General features: G+C 61.2%; 16 protein-coding genes, 1 tRNA gene and 1 pseudogene. 11 read left to right on the plus strand and 7 right to left on the minus strand.

The window, feature by feature from the left end; all coding sequences use genetic code 11:
* Positions 1 to 235: 235 nt before the first annotated feature.
* Entirely contained in the window at positions 236 to 1,003 is a 768-nt protein-coding gene (locus B7Z66_05175) for a sugar dehydrogenase (protein OYV77238.1), read from the minus strand.
* A 110-nt stretch (positions 1,004 to 1,113) separates the two neighbouring features.
* Here B7Z66_05175 and B7Z66_05180 point away from each other — a divergent pair.
* A pseudogene (locus tag B7Z66_05180) lies at positions 1,114 to 1,457 on the plus strand (transcriptional regulator).
* Between the two features lie 153 nt (positions 1,458 to 1,610).
* The gene (locus tag B7Z66_05185; protein OYV77239.1) at positions 1,611 to 2,249 is read left to right on the plus strand and encodes a hypothetical protein; all 639 of its coding nucleotides are present in this window, start codon (positions 1,611 to 1,613) and stop codon (positions 2,247 to 2,249) included.
* A 396-nt stretch (positions 2,250 to 2,645) separates the two neighbouring features.
* On the opposite strand, the gene B7Z66_05190 is transcribed toward B7Z66_05185, so the two are convergent.
* The 6 genes from B7Z66_05190 to B7Z66_05215 all read right to left on the minus strand — a co-directional run bounded on the left by B7Z66_05190 (position 2,646) and on the right by B7Z66_05215 (position 6,611).
* Positions 2,646 to 2,721: transfer RNA gene (locus tag B7Z66_05190), tRNA-Ala, on the minus strand.
* A 64-nt stretch (positions 2,722 to 2,785) separates the two neighbouring features.
* Complete coding sequence (locus B7Z66_05195) at positions 2,786 to 3,571, minus strand: hypothetical protein (GenBank protein OYV77240.1); 786 nt, start codon at positions 3,569 to 3,571, stop codon at positions 2,786 to 2,788.
* Positions 3,572 to 3,616: 45 nt separating this feature from the next.
* On the minus strand, positions 3,617 to 4,096 hold the full coding sequence (locus tag B7Z66_05200) for a hypothetical protein (GenBank protein ID OYV77241.1): 480 nt from the start codon (positions 4,094 to 4,096) through the stop codon (positions 3,617 to 3,619).
* Positions 4,093 to 4,428: a flagellar biosynthesis anti-sigma factor FlgM gene (locus B7Z66_05205; protein OYV77242.1), complete on the minus strand. Its 336-nt coding sequence runs from the start codon at positions 4,426 to 4,428 to the stop codon at positions 4,093 to 4,095. The genes B7Z66_05200 and B7Z66_05205 overlap by 4 nt, the downstream gene beginning before the upstream one ends.
* Before the next feature lie 120 nt (positions 4,429 to 4,548).
* A complete protein-coding gene (locus tag B7Z66_05210; protein ID OYV77243.1) occupies positions 4,549 to 5,256 on the minus strand; it encodes a flagella basal body P-ring formation protein FlgA in 708 nt (235 codons plus the stop codon).
* Positions 5,250 to 6,611, minus strand: a complete 1,362-nt coding sequence (locus B7Z66_05215; protein OYV77244.1) for a hypothetical protein — start codon at positions 6,609 to 6,611, stop codon at positions 5,250 to 5,252. Before B7Z66_05215 ends, B7Z66_05210 begins: the two co-directional genes overlap by 7 nt.
* Before the next feature lie 193 nt (positions 6,612 to 6,804).
* Between B7Z66_05215 and B7Z66_05220 the strand changes: the two genes are divergently transcribed.
* From B7Z66_05220 to B7Z66_05260, 9 genes are all read left to right on the plus strand, one after another.
* A complete protein-coding gene (locus tag B7Z66_05220) occupies positions 6,805 to 7,752 on the plus strand; it encodes a chemotaxis protein CheW (protein ID OYV77245.1) in 948 nt (315 codons plus the stop codon).
* A gap of 112 nt (positions 7,753 to 7,864) precedes the next feature.
* Positions 7,865 to 8,779 carry a chemotaxis protein gene (locus tag B7Z66_05225; GenBank protein ID OYV77246.1) on the plus strand — a complete coding sequence of 305 codons (915 nt, stop codon included), beginning with the start codon at positions 7,865 to 7,867 and terminating at the stop codon, positions 8,777 to 8,779.
* 168 nt (positions 8,780 to 8,947) lie between these two features.
* Complete coding sequence (locus B7Z66_05230; protein ID OYV77247.1) at positions 8,948 to 9,367, plus strand: flagellar basal-body rod protein FlgB; 420 nt, start codon at positions 8,948 to 8,950, stop codon at positions 9,365 to 9,367.
* A 3-nt stretch (positions 9,368 to 9,370) separates the two neighbouring features.
* Positions 9,371 to 9,781 (plus strand): flagellar basal body rod protein FlgC, encoded by a 411-nt coding sequence (locus tag B7Z66_05235; GenBank protein ID OYV77248.1) that lies wholly within the window; start codon positions 9,371 to 9,373, stop codon positions 9,779 to 9,781.
* A gap of 29 nt (positions 9,782 to 9,810) precedes the next feature.
* Positions 9,811 to 10,491: a hypothetical protein gene (locus tag B7Z66_05240; protein ID OYV77249.1), complete on the plus strand. Its 681-nt coding sequence runs from the start codon at positions 9,811 to 9,813 to the stop codon at positions 10,489 to 10,491.
* 23 nt (positions 10,492 to 10,514) lie between these two features.
* Positions 10,515 to 11,735, plus strand: a complete 1,221-nt coding sequence (locus B7Z66_05245; GenBank protein ID OYV77250.1) for a flagellar hook protein FlgE — start codon at positions 10,515 to 10,517, stop codon at positions 11,733 to 11,735.
* A gap of 39 nt (positions 11,736 to 11,774) precedes the next feature.
* Positions 11,775 to 12,515, plus strand: coding sequence for a flagellar basal-body rod protein FlgF (locus B7Z66_05250; protein OYV77251.1), 741 nt, complete (start codon positions 11,775 to 11,777; stop codon positions 12,513 to 12,515).
* A gap of 46 nt (positions 12,516 to 12,561) precedes the next feature.
* Positions 12,562 to 13,347, plus strand: coding sequence for a flagellar basal-body rod protein FlgG (locus tag B7Z66_05255; protein ID OYV77252.1), 786 nt, complete (start codon positions 12,562 to 12,564; stop codon positions 13,345 to 13,347).
* A 112-nt stretch (positions 13,348 to 13,459) separates the two neighbouring features.
* Entirely contained in the window at positions 13,460 to 14,182 is a 723-nt protein-coding gene (locus B7Z66_05260; GenBank protein OYV77253.1) for a flagellar basal body L-ring protein, read from the plus strand.
* The last annotated feature ends 87 nt before the right edge of the window (positions 14,183 to 14,269 follow it).

Genomic DNA, 14,269 nt, shown 5'->3' on the forward strand with positions numbered 1-14,269 from the left:
TATGGCCTGCAACAGGTGCATCGTTTACCTTATTCCCAATCCCTCCATCTGTTTGAAATATGCGCAAAATGCCGACTTCCGGCACTTGGCGGGTAGGAATCGGCTTGCGGCCAACGCGGTCGGCGGAAAAGCGTTCCTCCAGGATGTAATTTCAGTTGCGTTCCGACTGTTGGTCGCTCACCCGTAGCCCGCACTCAGTTATATTCTGTACTATTTGCGATTTTTGAGATCGGCTCTAGTTCCTTCCTGCAATGACGCCCCCATCCACGTCCCATATTGCGCCCGTTACCCAAGCGGCTTTGCTGGAAAGCAGAAAGCATATGGTGTTGGCGACATCGTCCGGGACACCGATACGTCCGATGGGATGAAAGGCATTGAATGTCGCCAGTGTGGCGTCGATTTGCTTCGGGTCGATAAAGGCTTCGTATATGGGTGTCTTGACGACCGCGGGTGAGACTGCATTGACACGGATATTGTGGTCGGCCAGTTCCATGGCCATATGCTGGGTGAGTGAATGGAGGCCTGCCTTTGCCATTGAATAGGCTGACGACGGCGTGGCTTTAATGGCTTGCTTCGCCCACATGGAGCCGATGTTCACGATCGAGCCACCGCCATGGGTCACCATGTTCTTCGCGACAGCTTGGGAGATAAAGAATAGGGCCTTGTTCAGCGCCATGTAGGTTTCATAGTCCTCCTCGGAGTGCTCCAGGAAAGGGGTGGGCTTGAAATAGCCAGCCGCGTTTACCAGATACTTGATATGACGGTTATGATCGTTGGCTAGCGCCGTAACGCGTGCGATGCCGGAGGGCTCATAGAGGTTCGCTTGCAAGGGCTCGATTACGCCATAGTTGGATAGCGCCGCGATGGCGTGCTCGAGCTTTTTTGCGTCGTTGCCGACGATCACTGCTTTAGAGCCGGATTCGAGTAGTTGCTTGGCTACGGCATAACCAATGCCGCTTGAACCGCCCACAATCATTGCCCATGCTGCGTTTGACGTGGTCATCTTTATCTCCTGGTGAATGCGTAGAGGCCGTGGGCGCCACTTTAGTGGCGGCGGTATACTATTGAAAGCCGGTGCAAAGCCATTGGGTAGGCAGTTTTCGGCGCATTTTCATGAAAAACATAGGGAATAAATTTTCCCGGACGTCAGTGCCGGAACGTACTGCCCGGATGGTGGAGGCCATTTACGGCGCAAGTGGTTACTTGCCGCCTACAATTTACAGGCAAATGAGATCAACCGGCCAGACGAGATGGTTCGATCTGTCGAGGGTCTTTCGACGGAGGTATTGAACGAGTGTCTGAGGCGGAACGTCGAGTTTGGAATTCTGGAACGGGTTGCATTCGCTGAGGTTCCGCCCCGGGCGGAATATAGGGTGACGCCATTCAAGGAGAAATTCCTTCGCATTCTCGATGAGCTTGAGAAGTTGCAGGACAAGATTGAAAGTGAGCCGTTGTAGTGACATCGAGCGCAGACGCCGCAAGTTTGGCGTTGGAGTTCCTGCCGCCCATAGGCGGTTGCCACACGAGCTTCCGGCGACGCTGTTGTTTGCCGGAATGGGAAAAAAAAGGGGAGTCTCGTAGGGTAACGTGCGAATAGTGGAATAGGGGGGGTGACTGTGATTACGAAAATGACAGGTCAAAAGATGGGGATTGGGGCCGCAACGAGCAACGACCCGCGGCCCAATGGCGACAAATATTCTACGTGCAGCAATCTCCCATTGCGGGTAGGCCGCAGAATCCGCGCGATTCAGTATCTTGTTGTTGGCCTATCCATCACGGTGGTCCAGCCGGCATGGTCCGCGGGACCTGATCTGAAGCCCGGGCTTTGGGAATATGCAACGTCCATCAAGGGGGCGGGTGTTGTTATGCCGGACCTGAGCAAACTGCCTCCGGAGCAGCGCGAGAAATTTCGCAAGGCGTTGATACAAATGGAAACTGAGCCGCGCAACATCGCGCTAAAAATTTGTTTGACCGAGGAGAAGATAAAGAGCATGGATTTCTCTGCGCGGAAAAAATCTCCCCACTGCACGCAAAGCGTGACGCAGGACGGGTCGGGGAAGTGGACCGAGACGTCGCATTGTGTGACGGACGGGCAGGCACAGGATTCGGTTGTTAAAATTCATGTACTGAATCCCACCCATGTGACGAGTGCCGGTCAGGTTACCGTCACACGGGGCGCGCAGGTCCATAAATCGGAATTTCGTCAGGATGGTAAATGGGTGAGTGCCGATTGCGGCGGCGTGAAATAAGTAGCCACATGATGCGGGATGGACTTGGTGTTGGAAGGCCCGCAGCGGGTCTAAGTAGCGTTGGTGGGGCGGTGGGCTGAGCTGAGCGGAGGGCCCGAGTTGGGAACCAACTTACTATCAATACCCGTTGCGCTACGTTCTAACTAATGGCTTGGCAGCTTCGTCGGAACACGCGGCACTTTTGCGCTTGCAGTTGGCCATGGCGTTGGGCGGAATACGCAGCACGGCACGGGTTTGGATGTATTCGGGCGGCTTTTGTGCGGAAGTTGTTGGCTGGGCCTGGTACCATTTTCCGCCAGATAACATGACCGCGAATTGGTGTTGGCGTGCGTGGGATTAACGGTAGCAGATGAAGCGCTCCTCCTCTCCTGCTGGTTCGGAGCGCTTAGAAGTAAATGGTGGAGCCGAGGGGGATCGAACCCCTGACCTTCGCATTGCGAACGCGACGCTCTCCCAGCTGAGCTACGGCCCCGGTCGCGGTTTTACCACGTTTCCGCGCGGCGCGCGCTATTCTAGCACCGTCGCCGGGCCGGGTGCTAGCGGCGGCGGCGCTGGAGCAGTCTGCGCTCGAGTTCGGCCACGAACCGTTCCAGGCACTTCTGCTGGGCGCGGGTCAGGTCGAGAAACCGCCCACCGATGCGCAGTTTGCCCCGTGCCTCGTCGAATCGCACATAGCACACCTCCAGCGCGCTGCGCAGCGGAGGGGCGTCCGGGAGTTGGACCACGCAGGCCGGGACGGTATCGCCCCGTTGCAGGGTGCCGCTGGCGAGATAGGCGCCGACTCCGCTCACCGACAGATCATGCAACGAGCCATCCAGGAGTTGCTCGGGGCCGAGGGCAAGCTGAACTGGGATCACCAAGGACGCGCCGACTTCCACCCGGTAATGGGTGCGCCGCTGGCGATAGCGGACCAGGCCGGGTATGGCCAACTGATAGTAGGCGATGCCCGCGGCGCCGCCGATCTCCTGCACCGCCGCGGGAAAGCGGATCTCGATGCCGTGCAGCCGGCCGATGACCTGCAGCTTGCGCGCTTCCAACAGGCGCTCATGACCGCGGCGCGGGTTCAGTTCGTCCAGCAGCAGGTGGCCCAGATCGGGATCCACCTCTAGCAGGGCACTGCTGTAGAGGGATTGTTCGCCGGGGATCGAGACGGAGAGCAGGGCGTGACTGTCCATCAGGCCGCGGAGCAGGGCCACGATCCGGGTAGGGTCGGTAACGTTCTCTTCGGCCCCGAATGGGTCTTGCCGGGATTGGTTTTCCATGTGCTCAGGGGGTGTTTCCCCGCGCCGCACAAGGCGGCTCGGTCGCTGTGACTGGAGCATCGTGATGCGCCTCCCTGCGCCGGTTCATCGGGTGCCGCCGTCGGCTCAGGCCTTGGCGATGCTGCGCCGCTGGTTGTGGCCCAGCGGTTTGCCTTTGGGTCCGTACCCGGATCCTCCCGGGAGTTGGCCGCGCAGGATATCCAGCGCTTGCTGGATCCGTATCCGGCTCATCTCGAGGATCCCGCCGTTGCGCCGATTCCGGTCCCGGCATGCCCGCACCTGGGTCAGTAACTCTTCCCACTTTGCGCTGAGGACTCCGTCCGGATCGTTGGCGTGGAGGAATGCCGTCATCCCCGGGTTTCCTGGCGCGTAGCCGGCGGACGCCAAGAGTTGGAGCCGCCGGCGCTCCCAATCCTCGAGTTGTTCCAGATGCTGTTGTTTGTCGACTGTCAGGGTTTCCACCGTGGTGGGGTCCACCTGCGTGAGGGCGTTTTGTTCCTGGTCCAGCAACGCGTTCAAGCGGCTGGCCGCTTCCAACTGTTCTTGGAGCAGGCGAGCGAGAGCGCCGTAGATCGCGGAACTCATGGTCTACCGGGTGCTGGGAGTTGCGCGTCGAGCCGGATCAGCCGGTCGGCGATTCGGGGTGGGTCTGGCACGAAGGTGCCGTTGGCAATGGTTTGGCGGACCGCGCCCACCCGCTGTGCATCGACGATGGGGACCGAGGCTAAAGCCGCGTGCAGTTGCTGCAGGTGTTCGGCCGCGGCGGTGAGGTGCACCGTATCGGAATTTGTAGCGGTCCCCTGCTGCGTACCGTGGTTCGTGCCGCGCGCGCCGGGGGTGGCACCGTTGGTCCGACCGCCTTTGTCCACGTGGCCGTGGCCCAGATTCGCCAAATTGTTGACGTCTTTGATATCCATGGTCCTAACTTACCTCCGCCGTAGTACTTTTTGCTGCCCAGTATGACGGCCGGGGTGGGGCAAACTTTAAAGTGTCTCCCCTCAGGGTTACTTATTGATCCACCAGCAAGTCTGATGGCTTCACAGTGGGACCCGGACGACACCCGTGGCCACGACGGTGCCTTCCACCACGCGTTTGGAAGAGAGGTTGCGTACCTTGATATCCGCGCCGTTGGCGCCGTCCGCCAAGGCTGTGCCGGCCATGCGTACTTCCAAGCCGCCCACTCCTGCCACGAGGGTGACCTGTTGGCCACGGCGCACGAGGGGCGGAAACGCGAGGGTGTTGGGGGTGAGGGCGGCGCCTGCGGGGATGAGGCGGAGCGCCCGTTTACCCAATGCGGTCTTGGGGTTTGTGAGGTATCCGTAGGCCAAGCCGTTCAGGTCGCGGCGCGCCAAGCGGAAGTCGTCGCTGGTCAGTGTGGTGCCCCGGGTGAGGGCACGTGCCGCTACCAGGACTTTTCCGTATAGGGCGACCTGCGCCGGCACATAGAGGGTCCAGGGGTGCGCTCCGGTGCAGCGGATGCCCACGGCCGTGTTCCCCAACGCCCTGCCGCCCGGCGGCAGGAAAGTCTGCAGCGCCACGGGACACTTGGGCAACCGCAGCCGCGGGTCGAGGGCGTCCACTTTCACTTGCAGCTCGCCCACGGTGGATCGGGCATGCTGGGCGCGCAGAAACCGGGCCGCGGCGTCCCGGATACTGGCGGTGGACTGCAGTTCCGCAGCCGGCACCGTCGGTGCGATGGCCAGTAAGGCGATTGAGAGTGCGACACCGGCGAATCGGATCACGATGGGGTGTCCTCCGCGGGATTGGCCCGCAGCAGTTGGTGGATGCCACTGAACACGGTGTCCAGGGCGCTGTCCATCTCACCCATCTGCGCGCGCGCGGCGTCGAGGTTACCGGACGCCAGCCGACCTGCGATCTCCGCACCGCACTCGTGGAGTTGGCGGTGGGAGGCAACCAAGCCGCGGAATGCCGGATGCACGCCGTAACGCTGTTGGCCCCGATTGGCCAGCCACCGGCCCAGGCGGCATTCCTGATGGCCCTTGACGCCCTCTGGTGACACGGGCTCGTTTTTACGCAATGCCTCGTCCAGGGTGAGTTTCCACATCAGGTGTCCGCCCTTCACCCCGCACAACAGGATCCGGTCGTCTTCAGAGTCGGCAAAGGCGTTGAGCTGGCGCGCGCCGGCCGCCGCGACGATCCGCGCGTGGTCAGCAAGCAAGCCGATCCGGCGGTTCTCTTCCTCCAGCTCGCTGGTGATCTCGCTCAGGGTGCGTGCCATGCTATGGGAGACCTGCTGCTGGTCGCCGGCGGCCACGGCGATCTGGTGGGCACGCTCGGTAACGTCGTTCACCACCGCATGGATATCCGATAACGCTACCACCACGGTTTCCAGGGATTCGCCGCTGGTGGAGAGCCGCTGCAGGCCGGTTTGCACCGATGCCGTGGCGGTGCGCGACAACTCGTTCATGGTGGCCGTGACGGATTCGATTTCGGTAGTCGCCTGGGCGGTCTTGTCGGCGAGCTGCTTGACCTCGCCGGCGACTACTGCAAAGCCGCGGCCCGCTTCACCGGCCCGGGCTGCTTCGATAGCGGCGTTCAGGGCCAGGAGGTTGGTTTGGTGAGCGATGTCCTTGACGATGGCAGTGAGCTTGTCGATCTGCTGGGTGAACCCGGCCAACTGTTCCATGCTGTCGGCCATGGTGCGGACCGCCCCTTCCAGCAGGTCCAGTTCCCCCACCAGGGTGGAGGCGCAAACGTTGCCTTCCCGGACTTTGCCGCTGCCCTCACCGGCGCGCTCCGCCGTCTGGCCGGCGTGGGTGGAGATGGACTCCGCCGTCGCGGCCATCTCCTCTACCGCCGCGGCCACCCCGGTCACCTGATCCTTGAGGTCGGCGAGCCCATGATGAAAGGTCCCGGTTCCTTCCATGAGCCCGGTCGACTGTTCCATGAGTTCCATCCCCTCCCGCGCGATCCGGTAGAGCTTATCGTTCCAGTCCAGCAGGGCGGTGGTGACCGGCTCCAGAGCCGCACCGGTGGCGCGATGACGCTGTCGAGATTCGGCCACCCGTTGGCGGTCTGCGGCGAGCGCCGCGTTCAGCACTTCGAGGACATGCCGGGTGATGAGCAGGGCTTGCGTCACGGTGTCTCCTTGGGCCAGAACGGTCGCGGTTTGGACGCCGCTCAGATTCGGGGTTCTGGGCTTTCAGCGGCGCCGAATCACCCGACCTTTAATCAAGGTTGAGTAAATGCATATTCCATGCCGTCACGGCGTACCAGTAAAGGAATTAAAGACCGCGCCGATACCGGTGGTGGGCCAGAATAGGAGGTGAAGGGTGGCGAGCATCCTGGATAGCGTCGACCAGCGGACCCAACTCGCGGGGCGCAACCGGCTCGAACTGCTGTTGTTCCGCTTAGGCGGCAAACAGCGATTCGGAATCAACGTGTTCAAGGTTCAGGAGGTGTTGCCCTGTCCGGTGATGACCCGTTTGCCGAAGTCCCATCCGGTGGTCAGCGGTGTGGCTCATGTACGCGGCAGGACCTTTCCGGTATTGGACCTGGCTCTCGCCATCGGCGCCGGCCCGTTGACGACGACGGAGCCCCGCTTCGTCGTGATAACGGAATACAACCGGTCGGTACAGGGTTTTCTGGTCAGTGCTGTGGACCGCATCGTCAATCTGCGCTGGGAAGACGTACGGCCGCCACCGCGCGGGGCCGGTGGGGAGGCGAGCTTCCTGACGGCGGTGACCCAGGTGGATGAGGATCTGGTCGAGATCATCGACGTGGAGCGGGTGTTGACCGACGTGGTTGGTGTGCCGGCTCCGGTTTCCGCCCTGATGGCAGAGGCGCCCCGGGACGTGGCGGTGACCCAGGCCCATGTGCTGGCCGTGGACGATTCCCTCGTGGCGCGTCGGCAGATTCGTCGCACGCTGGAGCAGATCGGCGTAGAATGCACCCTCGCTGATAACGGTCGGCTCGCGCTCGAACTGCTCCGCGGGTGGGCGGATGCGCAGGACCCGCGTTTCCAGCGTACGGTGATGGTGGTGTCCGACATCGAGATGCCGGAGATGGACGGGTATACCCTGACAACGGAATTGCGTAGCGATCCGCGCCTGCAGCATCTTTACGTGCTGCTCCATACTTCTCTGAGTGGTGTATTCAACAGCGCCATGGTGGAGAAGGTGGGTGCCAACCGCTTCCTGGCCAAATTCCAACCCGACGAATTGGCTGACGTAGTGTTGAACCGGATTCATGACGCCAGTGCCCGGGACTCCGCCGCCTGATCCCGACGACCGCGGAACCTGATCGCGGTCACCGCGGTGCGTGGCGGCCCCCCGGCGCCGTAGCGCGGCCGCCGCGCTTGGATACCCCGTCGCAGCGTGACGTCTACCCTCGATGGAAAGCGGTCCCAGCCACGATAATAGGCACGCAACAGGCTTCGTGTCAGGGATCGAAGACTTGAACGATACCGGCCTCACCGAGACGGAATACGAGGACTTCCGAGCGTTTCTGGAGGAATCCTGCGGCATCGCGCTGGGAGACCAAAAGCAATATCTGTTGACCACGCGCCTGCGGCCGTTGCTGGAGGAGTTCCGGTACGGATCCGTGGGCGAGTTGCTGGGGCATTTGCGCAAGGGGCTCGGGCTTGGGCTGCGGGAGCGGGTGGTCGATGCCATGACCACCAACGAGACCTACTGGTTCCGGGACGGACATCCCTATGAGATCCTCGCCAATACCATTCTGCCGGAGCTGGACAAGCGTCCCGGCGTGATGCCGCGGCTCTGGTCTGCCGCTTGTTCGTCGGGCCAGGAGCCCTATTCCATCAGTATCGTGATTCAGGAGTACCTGCGCGCCCGTCCCGGCGCATTTCCATCCGGGGTGCAGGTGGTCGGGACGGATATTTCTCCCACCATGCTCAAGAAGGCCCGTTCCGGGCTCTACCATGAGAGCGACCTTGCCCGGGGATTACCGGCCGAGCAGCGTGACCGGTATTTCAAGCGCCGGGGATTCGGCTCGGAGATCAATCCGGAGATCCGGGCGCGGGTCCGGTTCATGGACCTGAACCTGCTCAAGCCCTATACCCTCATGGGCAATTTCGACGTGATCTTCTGTCGCAACGTGTTGATCTATTTCTCGGCGCAGTCCCGCCGTGACATCCTGGAACGCATGATCCGGGTGCTGAATCCCGGGGGCTACATGGTCATGGGCGCGTCTGAATCCCTGGCCAACCATGCCTCATCGTTTCAGATGGTGCGCGTCGGCGGGGGTATCGTCTACCGGCTGAAGGACCCGTCCCGTCCCCTGCGCTGAAGGTCCGCGGGGTCCGTGAGCTTCCAAGCATTGCCGCCTAGCGGCCTGGGTTTGCCGCCTGGACCTCGCTTGTCTCTTCCTCCATCCCACTGAAACCCTTTCGATTCAATCGCCTGTCAAGTTGGCACGGGCATTGCTTTATTTGAGCTGAAGGGAATGGAGGGTGTCATGGCGTTCAGTCTAGATCAGGTGTTCGGCATTCATGCCCAGGCGCTGCTGCTGCGGGGCAAACGCGCGGAGATCCTGGCGTCCAACCTCGCCAATGCAGACACGCCCAACTACAAGGCGCGGGATATCGACTTCAAGGCGCTCCTTGAACAGGCGCAGGGAATGAGCGGGTCGGCCGGATCACAGCCGCCCATGGCGCTTACGGTCACCCACGCCGATCAGATTCAGCCCTCGGCGACGGGATTCGGTGGCGTATCGCTGCTCTACCGGGTGCCCACCCAGCCTTCCCTGGACGGGAATACCGTGAACACCCAGCAGGAAGAGGCCGAGTTCTCGCGCAACGCGGTTCAGTATCAGGCGAGTCTCACATTCCTGACCGGCGGGATCAAGACGATCATGACCGCCATTATGGGAACTTAAGCCATGTCCTTACTCAACGTCTTCAATGTGGCCGGTTCCGCAATGAGCGCGCAGTCTGTGCGCCTCAACGTGGTGGCCAGCAACCTTGCCAACGCCGACAGCGCCGCCAGCAGCACGGGTCAGACGTATCGTGCGCGGATGCCGGTGTTTTCGGCGGTCTACAGTCCCGACGGAGATGGGTCCGCGGTTGGGGTACGGGTGGCCGGCATCGTGCAGAGCCAAGCGCCGCTGCGCAGCCGCTACTCTCCGGGCAATCCCCTGGCGGACAAGAACGGCTATATCCACCTGCCGAACGTCAACACCATCGAGCAGATGGCGGATATGATCTCGGCATCACGCACCTACCAGGACAACGTGCAGGTGCTCAACACCTCCAAGCAGCTTTTATTGAACACCTTGCGCTTGGGGCAGTGAGTTTACACTGGGCCTGAAGGAGTTTCGAAATGACATCCGCCATCAACACCGCAACCTTGCAGCAACTGGGCCTGCTTCAGACCCCGCCGCCCGCGGCGAGCAGCAACTCGGCGCAACTGGGGCAGAGCGCTTTTCTAACGCTCATGACTACTCAGCTGCAGAATCAGGATCCGTTGCAGCCCATGGACAATAGCCAGTTTCTGAGTCAGATGGCCCAGTTCGGGACGGTATCCGGGATACAGGGCCTGCAGACGTCGCTCACGCAGCTGTCCAATACCTTGTCCTCGAGCCAGGCCCTGCAGGCGTCGAGCCTAGTCGGGCGCACGGCGCTGGTTCCCCAGAACACGGGCCTGTTATCGACCGGCGGCGTACTGCAGGGGGCCGTCACGATGCCGGCCGGCGCGACCGGCGGAACCGTGAAGATCTACGACATGAGTGGGCAACTGGTACGCAGTATGAGCCTCGACACCCCGGTGGGCGGGTTCGCGAATTTCCAGTGGAACGGTATTGAGGATAACGGCAGTCAGGCCCCGGCTGGCCAGTATCAGGTTCAAACCGCGGCGAATATTGGCGGGACGTCGACGGCGCTACAGACCCTCATCGCCGCGCCGGTGGACAGCGTCATTCTGGGTAGCAGTGGCAGCGGCTTGACCCTGAATCTGGGAGGGATCGGTCCAGTCGCATTGTCGGACGTTCAGCAGATCATGTGATCAACCTGTAGAGGTAAGCGATCATGGCATTCGGGATAGCATTGAGCGGGTTGGACGCGGCATCGTCCGATCTGAACACCATCGGCAATAACATCGCCAATGCCGGTACCGTCGGCTTCAAGGGTTCGCGCGCCGAATTCGGTGATGTTTACGCGGTTAGTGCACAGGGGATCAGTTCCACGGCCATCGGTAGCGGCGTGCGTCTGCAGAAGGTCGCCCAGCAGTTCGATCAGGGTAATATCCAGTCCACTGGCAAGAATCTGGATCTGGCGATCAGTGGACAGGGTTTCTTTACCGTCAGCAACAATGGAAGTTTGGCCTATACCCGCGCGGGTAGCTTCAGCGTGGATAATAATGGCTACGTGGTCGACCCCGCTGGGGATCATTTGCAGGTGTTCCCTCCTGGGAGCCTCCCCGGGACCTTCAACACCGGGACCCTGAGCGATCTGCAGCTGGCCAATACACTTGGCACCCCGAAGGCGACCGCCAACGTGAGCCTCGGCCTGAATCTGCCCGCGGGCGCGACACCGCCGACCACGACGCCTTTCAGTCCGACCAACCCCAGTACCTATAACCAAGCCACGTCCATCACCATGTACGATTCGCTGGGCACCGCACACACGGCGAGTACCTACTATGTGAAGACGTCGACGCCAAATCAGTGGCAAGCCTATCTCTACATCGACGGCAATCAGTTGACCAGTGGCGGAAGCCCCGCGACGACCCTGCAGTTCAACAGCAGCGGCCAGTTGACCAGTCCGGCGAGTGGAAAGATTGCCTACAGTACTGATCCGACCACCGGGATCACTCCGACCCTGGACTATTCCAACACGACCCAGTTTGGTGCCGGATTCGCGGTGAATTCGCTGACCCAGGACGGTTACGCAGCCGGCCGGCTGAGTGGCATCAATATCGACAGCACCGGAGTGGTACAGGCCCAATTCACCAACGGGCAGTCTCAGAATCTGGGTCAGCTGGCCCTGGCCAACTTCGCCAACCCCGAGGGTCTGCAGCAGCTCGGGAACACCAGTTGGGCGGAAACCTTCGCTTCTGGGTCCCGTCTACTGGGGCAAGCCGGCACCGCGAGCTTCGGTAACGTCCAGTCCGGCGCGCTGGAGAGCTCCAATGTCGACATTACCAAGGAGCTGGTAAACATGATCATCGCACAACGTAACTTCCAGGCGAACGCCAAGGTGATTACCACCGCGGATACCCTCACCCAGACCATCATCAATATGCGTTAACGATGATCTTGGAACGCAAGCAGGCATAAGAGAGTTTCCATGGACCGTGTACTCTATATCGCGATGTCCGGTGCCCAGCAGACGATGCTGGCGCAAGCGGCGAACAGCCAGAATCTGGCTAACGCTAATACGACCGGCTTCCGTTCCGAGTTGTCCGCGTTCCGCAGTCAACCGGTTTTCGGGCCAGGCTATCCGAGCCGTGTGTATGCGATGGCGGAGAGTCCGGGGGTGAATTATTCCAGCGGCACTCTCGAGTCCACGGGCCGTACCCTCGATGTCGCCGTGAGCGGTCCCGGTTGGATCGCGGTGCAGGCACCGGACGGTTCCGAGGCCTATACGCGGGCCGGCGACCTGCGCATCACCACGGCTGGGATCTTGGAGACAAGCACCGGCTTTCCGGTGTTGGGCAACGGGGGGCCGCTTGCGGTGCCGCCTCACCAGAAGCTGGCGATCGGACGTGATGGGACGGTGTCGGTGGTTCCCCTGGGGCAGCAGCCGAATACGTTGGCGGTAGTCGACCGGATCAAGTTGGTGAATCCCTCCCCGTCCGATCTGCAACGTAGCGCCGATGGCCTGTTCGTGAGTCGTAGCGGGAAGCCGGTTCCGCCGGACGCAAACGTACAACTGATATCCGGCGCCCTGGAGACGAGCAACGTCAACCCGGTGAACGCCATGGTCAATATGATCGAGTTGGCACAGGCATATGAGATGCAGGTGAAGGTAATGAGTACGGCACGTCAGAACGACGCAGCCACGACGCAGCTGATGGTGATCCAGTAGACTAGCGCGCCGCGGGATTAGACAGAGCGATTTCAGGAGAGATGCGATGACCCCAGCATTGTGGGTGGCGAAGACCGGGCTCGACGCGCAGCAGACGCGCATGACGGTGATTGCGAACAACTTGGCGAATGCCAATACCATGGGTTATAAGCAGACCCGAGCCGTATTCGAGGACTTGTTGTATCAGAACGTGCGCCAAGTCGGTGGGCAGACCTCCCAGAATACGCAGCTGCCGTCCGGGTTGATGCTGGGAACTGGCGTCCGGCCGGTAGCTACCGAGAAGCTCTTCACTCAGGGCAACTTGGTACAGACCGGAAACCCGCTGGATCTGGCGATTCAGGGGCGGGGCTTTTTCCAGGTACTCCTGCCGGATGGGACTACGGCGTATTCGCGCGACGGTACCTTCCAGGTGAACTCCCAGGGCGAATTGGTTACCTCCAGCGGGTATACGGTGCAGCCGTCGATCACGATCCCCAGCAACGCCCAGAGCGTCACCATCGGGACCGACGGCACGGTGAGTGTAAGCCTGCCCGGGCAGGCGAGCCCCTCGCAGCTCGGGTCATTGCAACTCGCGGATTTCGTCAACCCGGCGGGCCTGCAGCCCATGGGGGACAACCTGTACCTGGAGTCGGCGGCCAGTGGCACCGCGCAGAGTGGGAACCCCGGGTTATCCGGCCTCGGGACTGTGGTACAGGGCTCTCTGGAGAGTTCCAACGTGAACGTTGTGCAAGAGCTGGTGGACATGATCGAGACGCAACGCGCCTATGAGATGAACTCCAAGGCGATCTCCACCACGAACCAGATGTTGCAGTTCGCCAGTACCAACCTTTAAGGCGGTAGTCGGCAGGGAGCTGGCACTAGGGGTTTGCAGGACGCAATTGGTGGTCAAGGATGACCCCCTTTCTTTGGTTAGATGCTGCCATCGCGACAAACAGGGAACTGGAATGGGTGCTGACAGACATTTTCGGATTTTGCGCTTGGCGGCAATCCTGCTGACGGCGGTGCTGGCCTCGGCGTGCGCGTCGATGCCGTACTCCCACCCGGAAGCCTACAAACCGATGGAATTGCCGAAAATTCCTCCGCCGCAGAGGAACGGAGCGATCTACCAGGCGGGTTATAGTGTCGGGATCTTCGAGGACCCGAAGGCACGGCGGGTTGGAGATTTGCTTACCATAGTCCTGGCGGAGAATACCCAGGCATCGAAGAGCGCCAGCACCACCGCCAAGAAGACGGACACCGTGGATATCGCGAATCCGACTATCCTGGGCTCTCCGGTGCAGTTCGCCGCGCCGGGACTGCTCCCGCTCCTTACCAACCGCAATAACAATTTGGCGAATTCCCTTTCTTCTTCGAATAACTTCGCGGGTGCCGGAGACACGAGCCAGAGCAACAGCCTGACCGGGAATATCACGGTGATGGTCACACACGTGATGTCCAACGGAAATCTGGTAGTGGAGGGTGACAAGCACCTTACGTTGAATCAGGGTGACGAGGTGATCCACATCCAAGGCATCGTGCGTCCGGTCGATGTGCAGGACGACAACACGGTGTTGTCCACGCGGGTGGGCGACGCCGTGATCACCTATCGCGGGAAGGGCGTGGTGGCCGATGCCAGCAAGATGGGGTGGCTGTCGCGCTTCTTTATAAGTGTTTTCTGGCCGTTCTGAGGTTTCCGGTCCAATGGATGCCGCCCTAAACAGATGCGAGGCGAACGAGATGACCGTAGACACCCGGATTGCTGGTGGTGGGCCCGG

The organism is Chromatiales bacterium 21-64-14 (assembly GCA_002255365.1).
GTDB lineage: Bacteria > Pseudomonadota > Gammaproteobacteria > 21-64-14 > 21-64-14 > 21-64-14.

Bases quoted from the DNA above. Each gene is read 5' to 3' on its own strand.
- B7Z66_05200 (OYV77241.1), bottom strand. From the start codon at position 4,096: ATGAGTTCCGCGATCTACGGCGCTCTCGCTCGCCTGCTCCAAGAACAG.
- B7Z66_05230 (OYV77247.1), top strand. From the start codon at position 8,948: ATGGCGTTCAGTCTAGATCAGGTGTTCGGCATTCATGCCCAGGCGCTG.
- B7Z66_05255 (OYV77252.1), top strand. From the start codon at position 12,562: ATGACCCCAGCATTGTGGGTGGCGAAGACCGGGCTCGACGCGCAGCAG.
- B7Z66_05240 (OYV77249.1), top strand. From the start codon at position 9,811: ATGACATCCGCCATCAACACCGCAACCTTGCAGCAACTGGGCCTGCTT.
- B7Z66_05195 (OYV77240.1), bottom strand. From the start codon at position 3,571: ATGCTCCAGTCACAGCGACCGAGCCGCCTTGTGCGGCGCGGGGAAACA.
- B7Z66_05260 (OYV77253.1), top strand. From the start codon at position 13,460: ATGGGTGCTGACAGACATTTTCGGATTTTGCGCTTGGCGGCAATCCTG.
- B7Z66_05175 (OYV77238.1), bottom strand. From the start codon at position 1,003: ATGACCACGTCAAACGCAGCATGGGCAATGATTGTGGGCGGTTCAAGC.
- B7Z66_05245 (OYV77250.1), top strand. From the start codon at position 10,515: ATGGCATTCGGGATAGCATTGAGCGGGTTGGACGCGGCATCGTCCGAT.
- B7Z66_05205 (OYV77242.1), bottom strand. From the start codon at position 4,428: ATGGATATCAAAGACGTCAACAATTTGGCGAATCTGGGCCACGGCCAC.
- B7Z66_05250 (OYV77251.1), top strand. From the start codon at position 11,775: ATGGACCGTGTACTCTATATCGCGATGTCCGGTGCCCAGCAGACGATG.
- B7Z66_05235 (OYV77248.1), top strand. From the start codon at position 9,371: ATGTCCTTACTCAACGTCTTCAATGTGGCCGGTTCCGCAATGAGCGCG.
- B7Z66_05225 (OYV77246.1), top strand. From the start codon at position 7,865: ATGGAAAGCGGTCCCAGCCACGATAATAGGCACGCAACAGGCTTCGTG.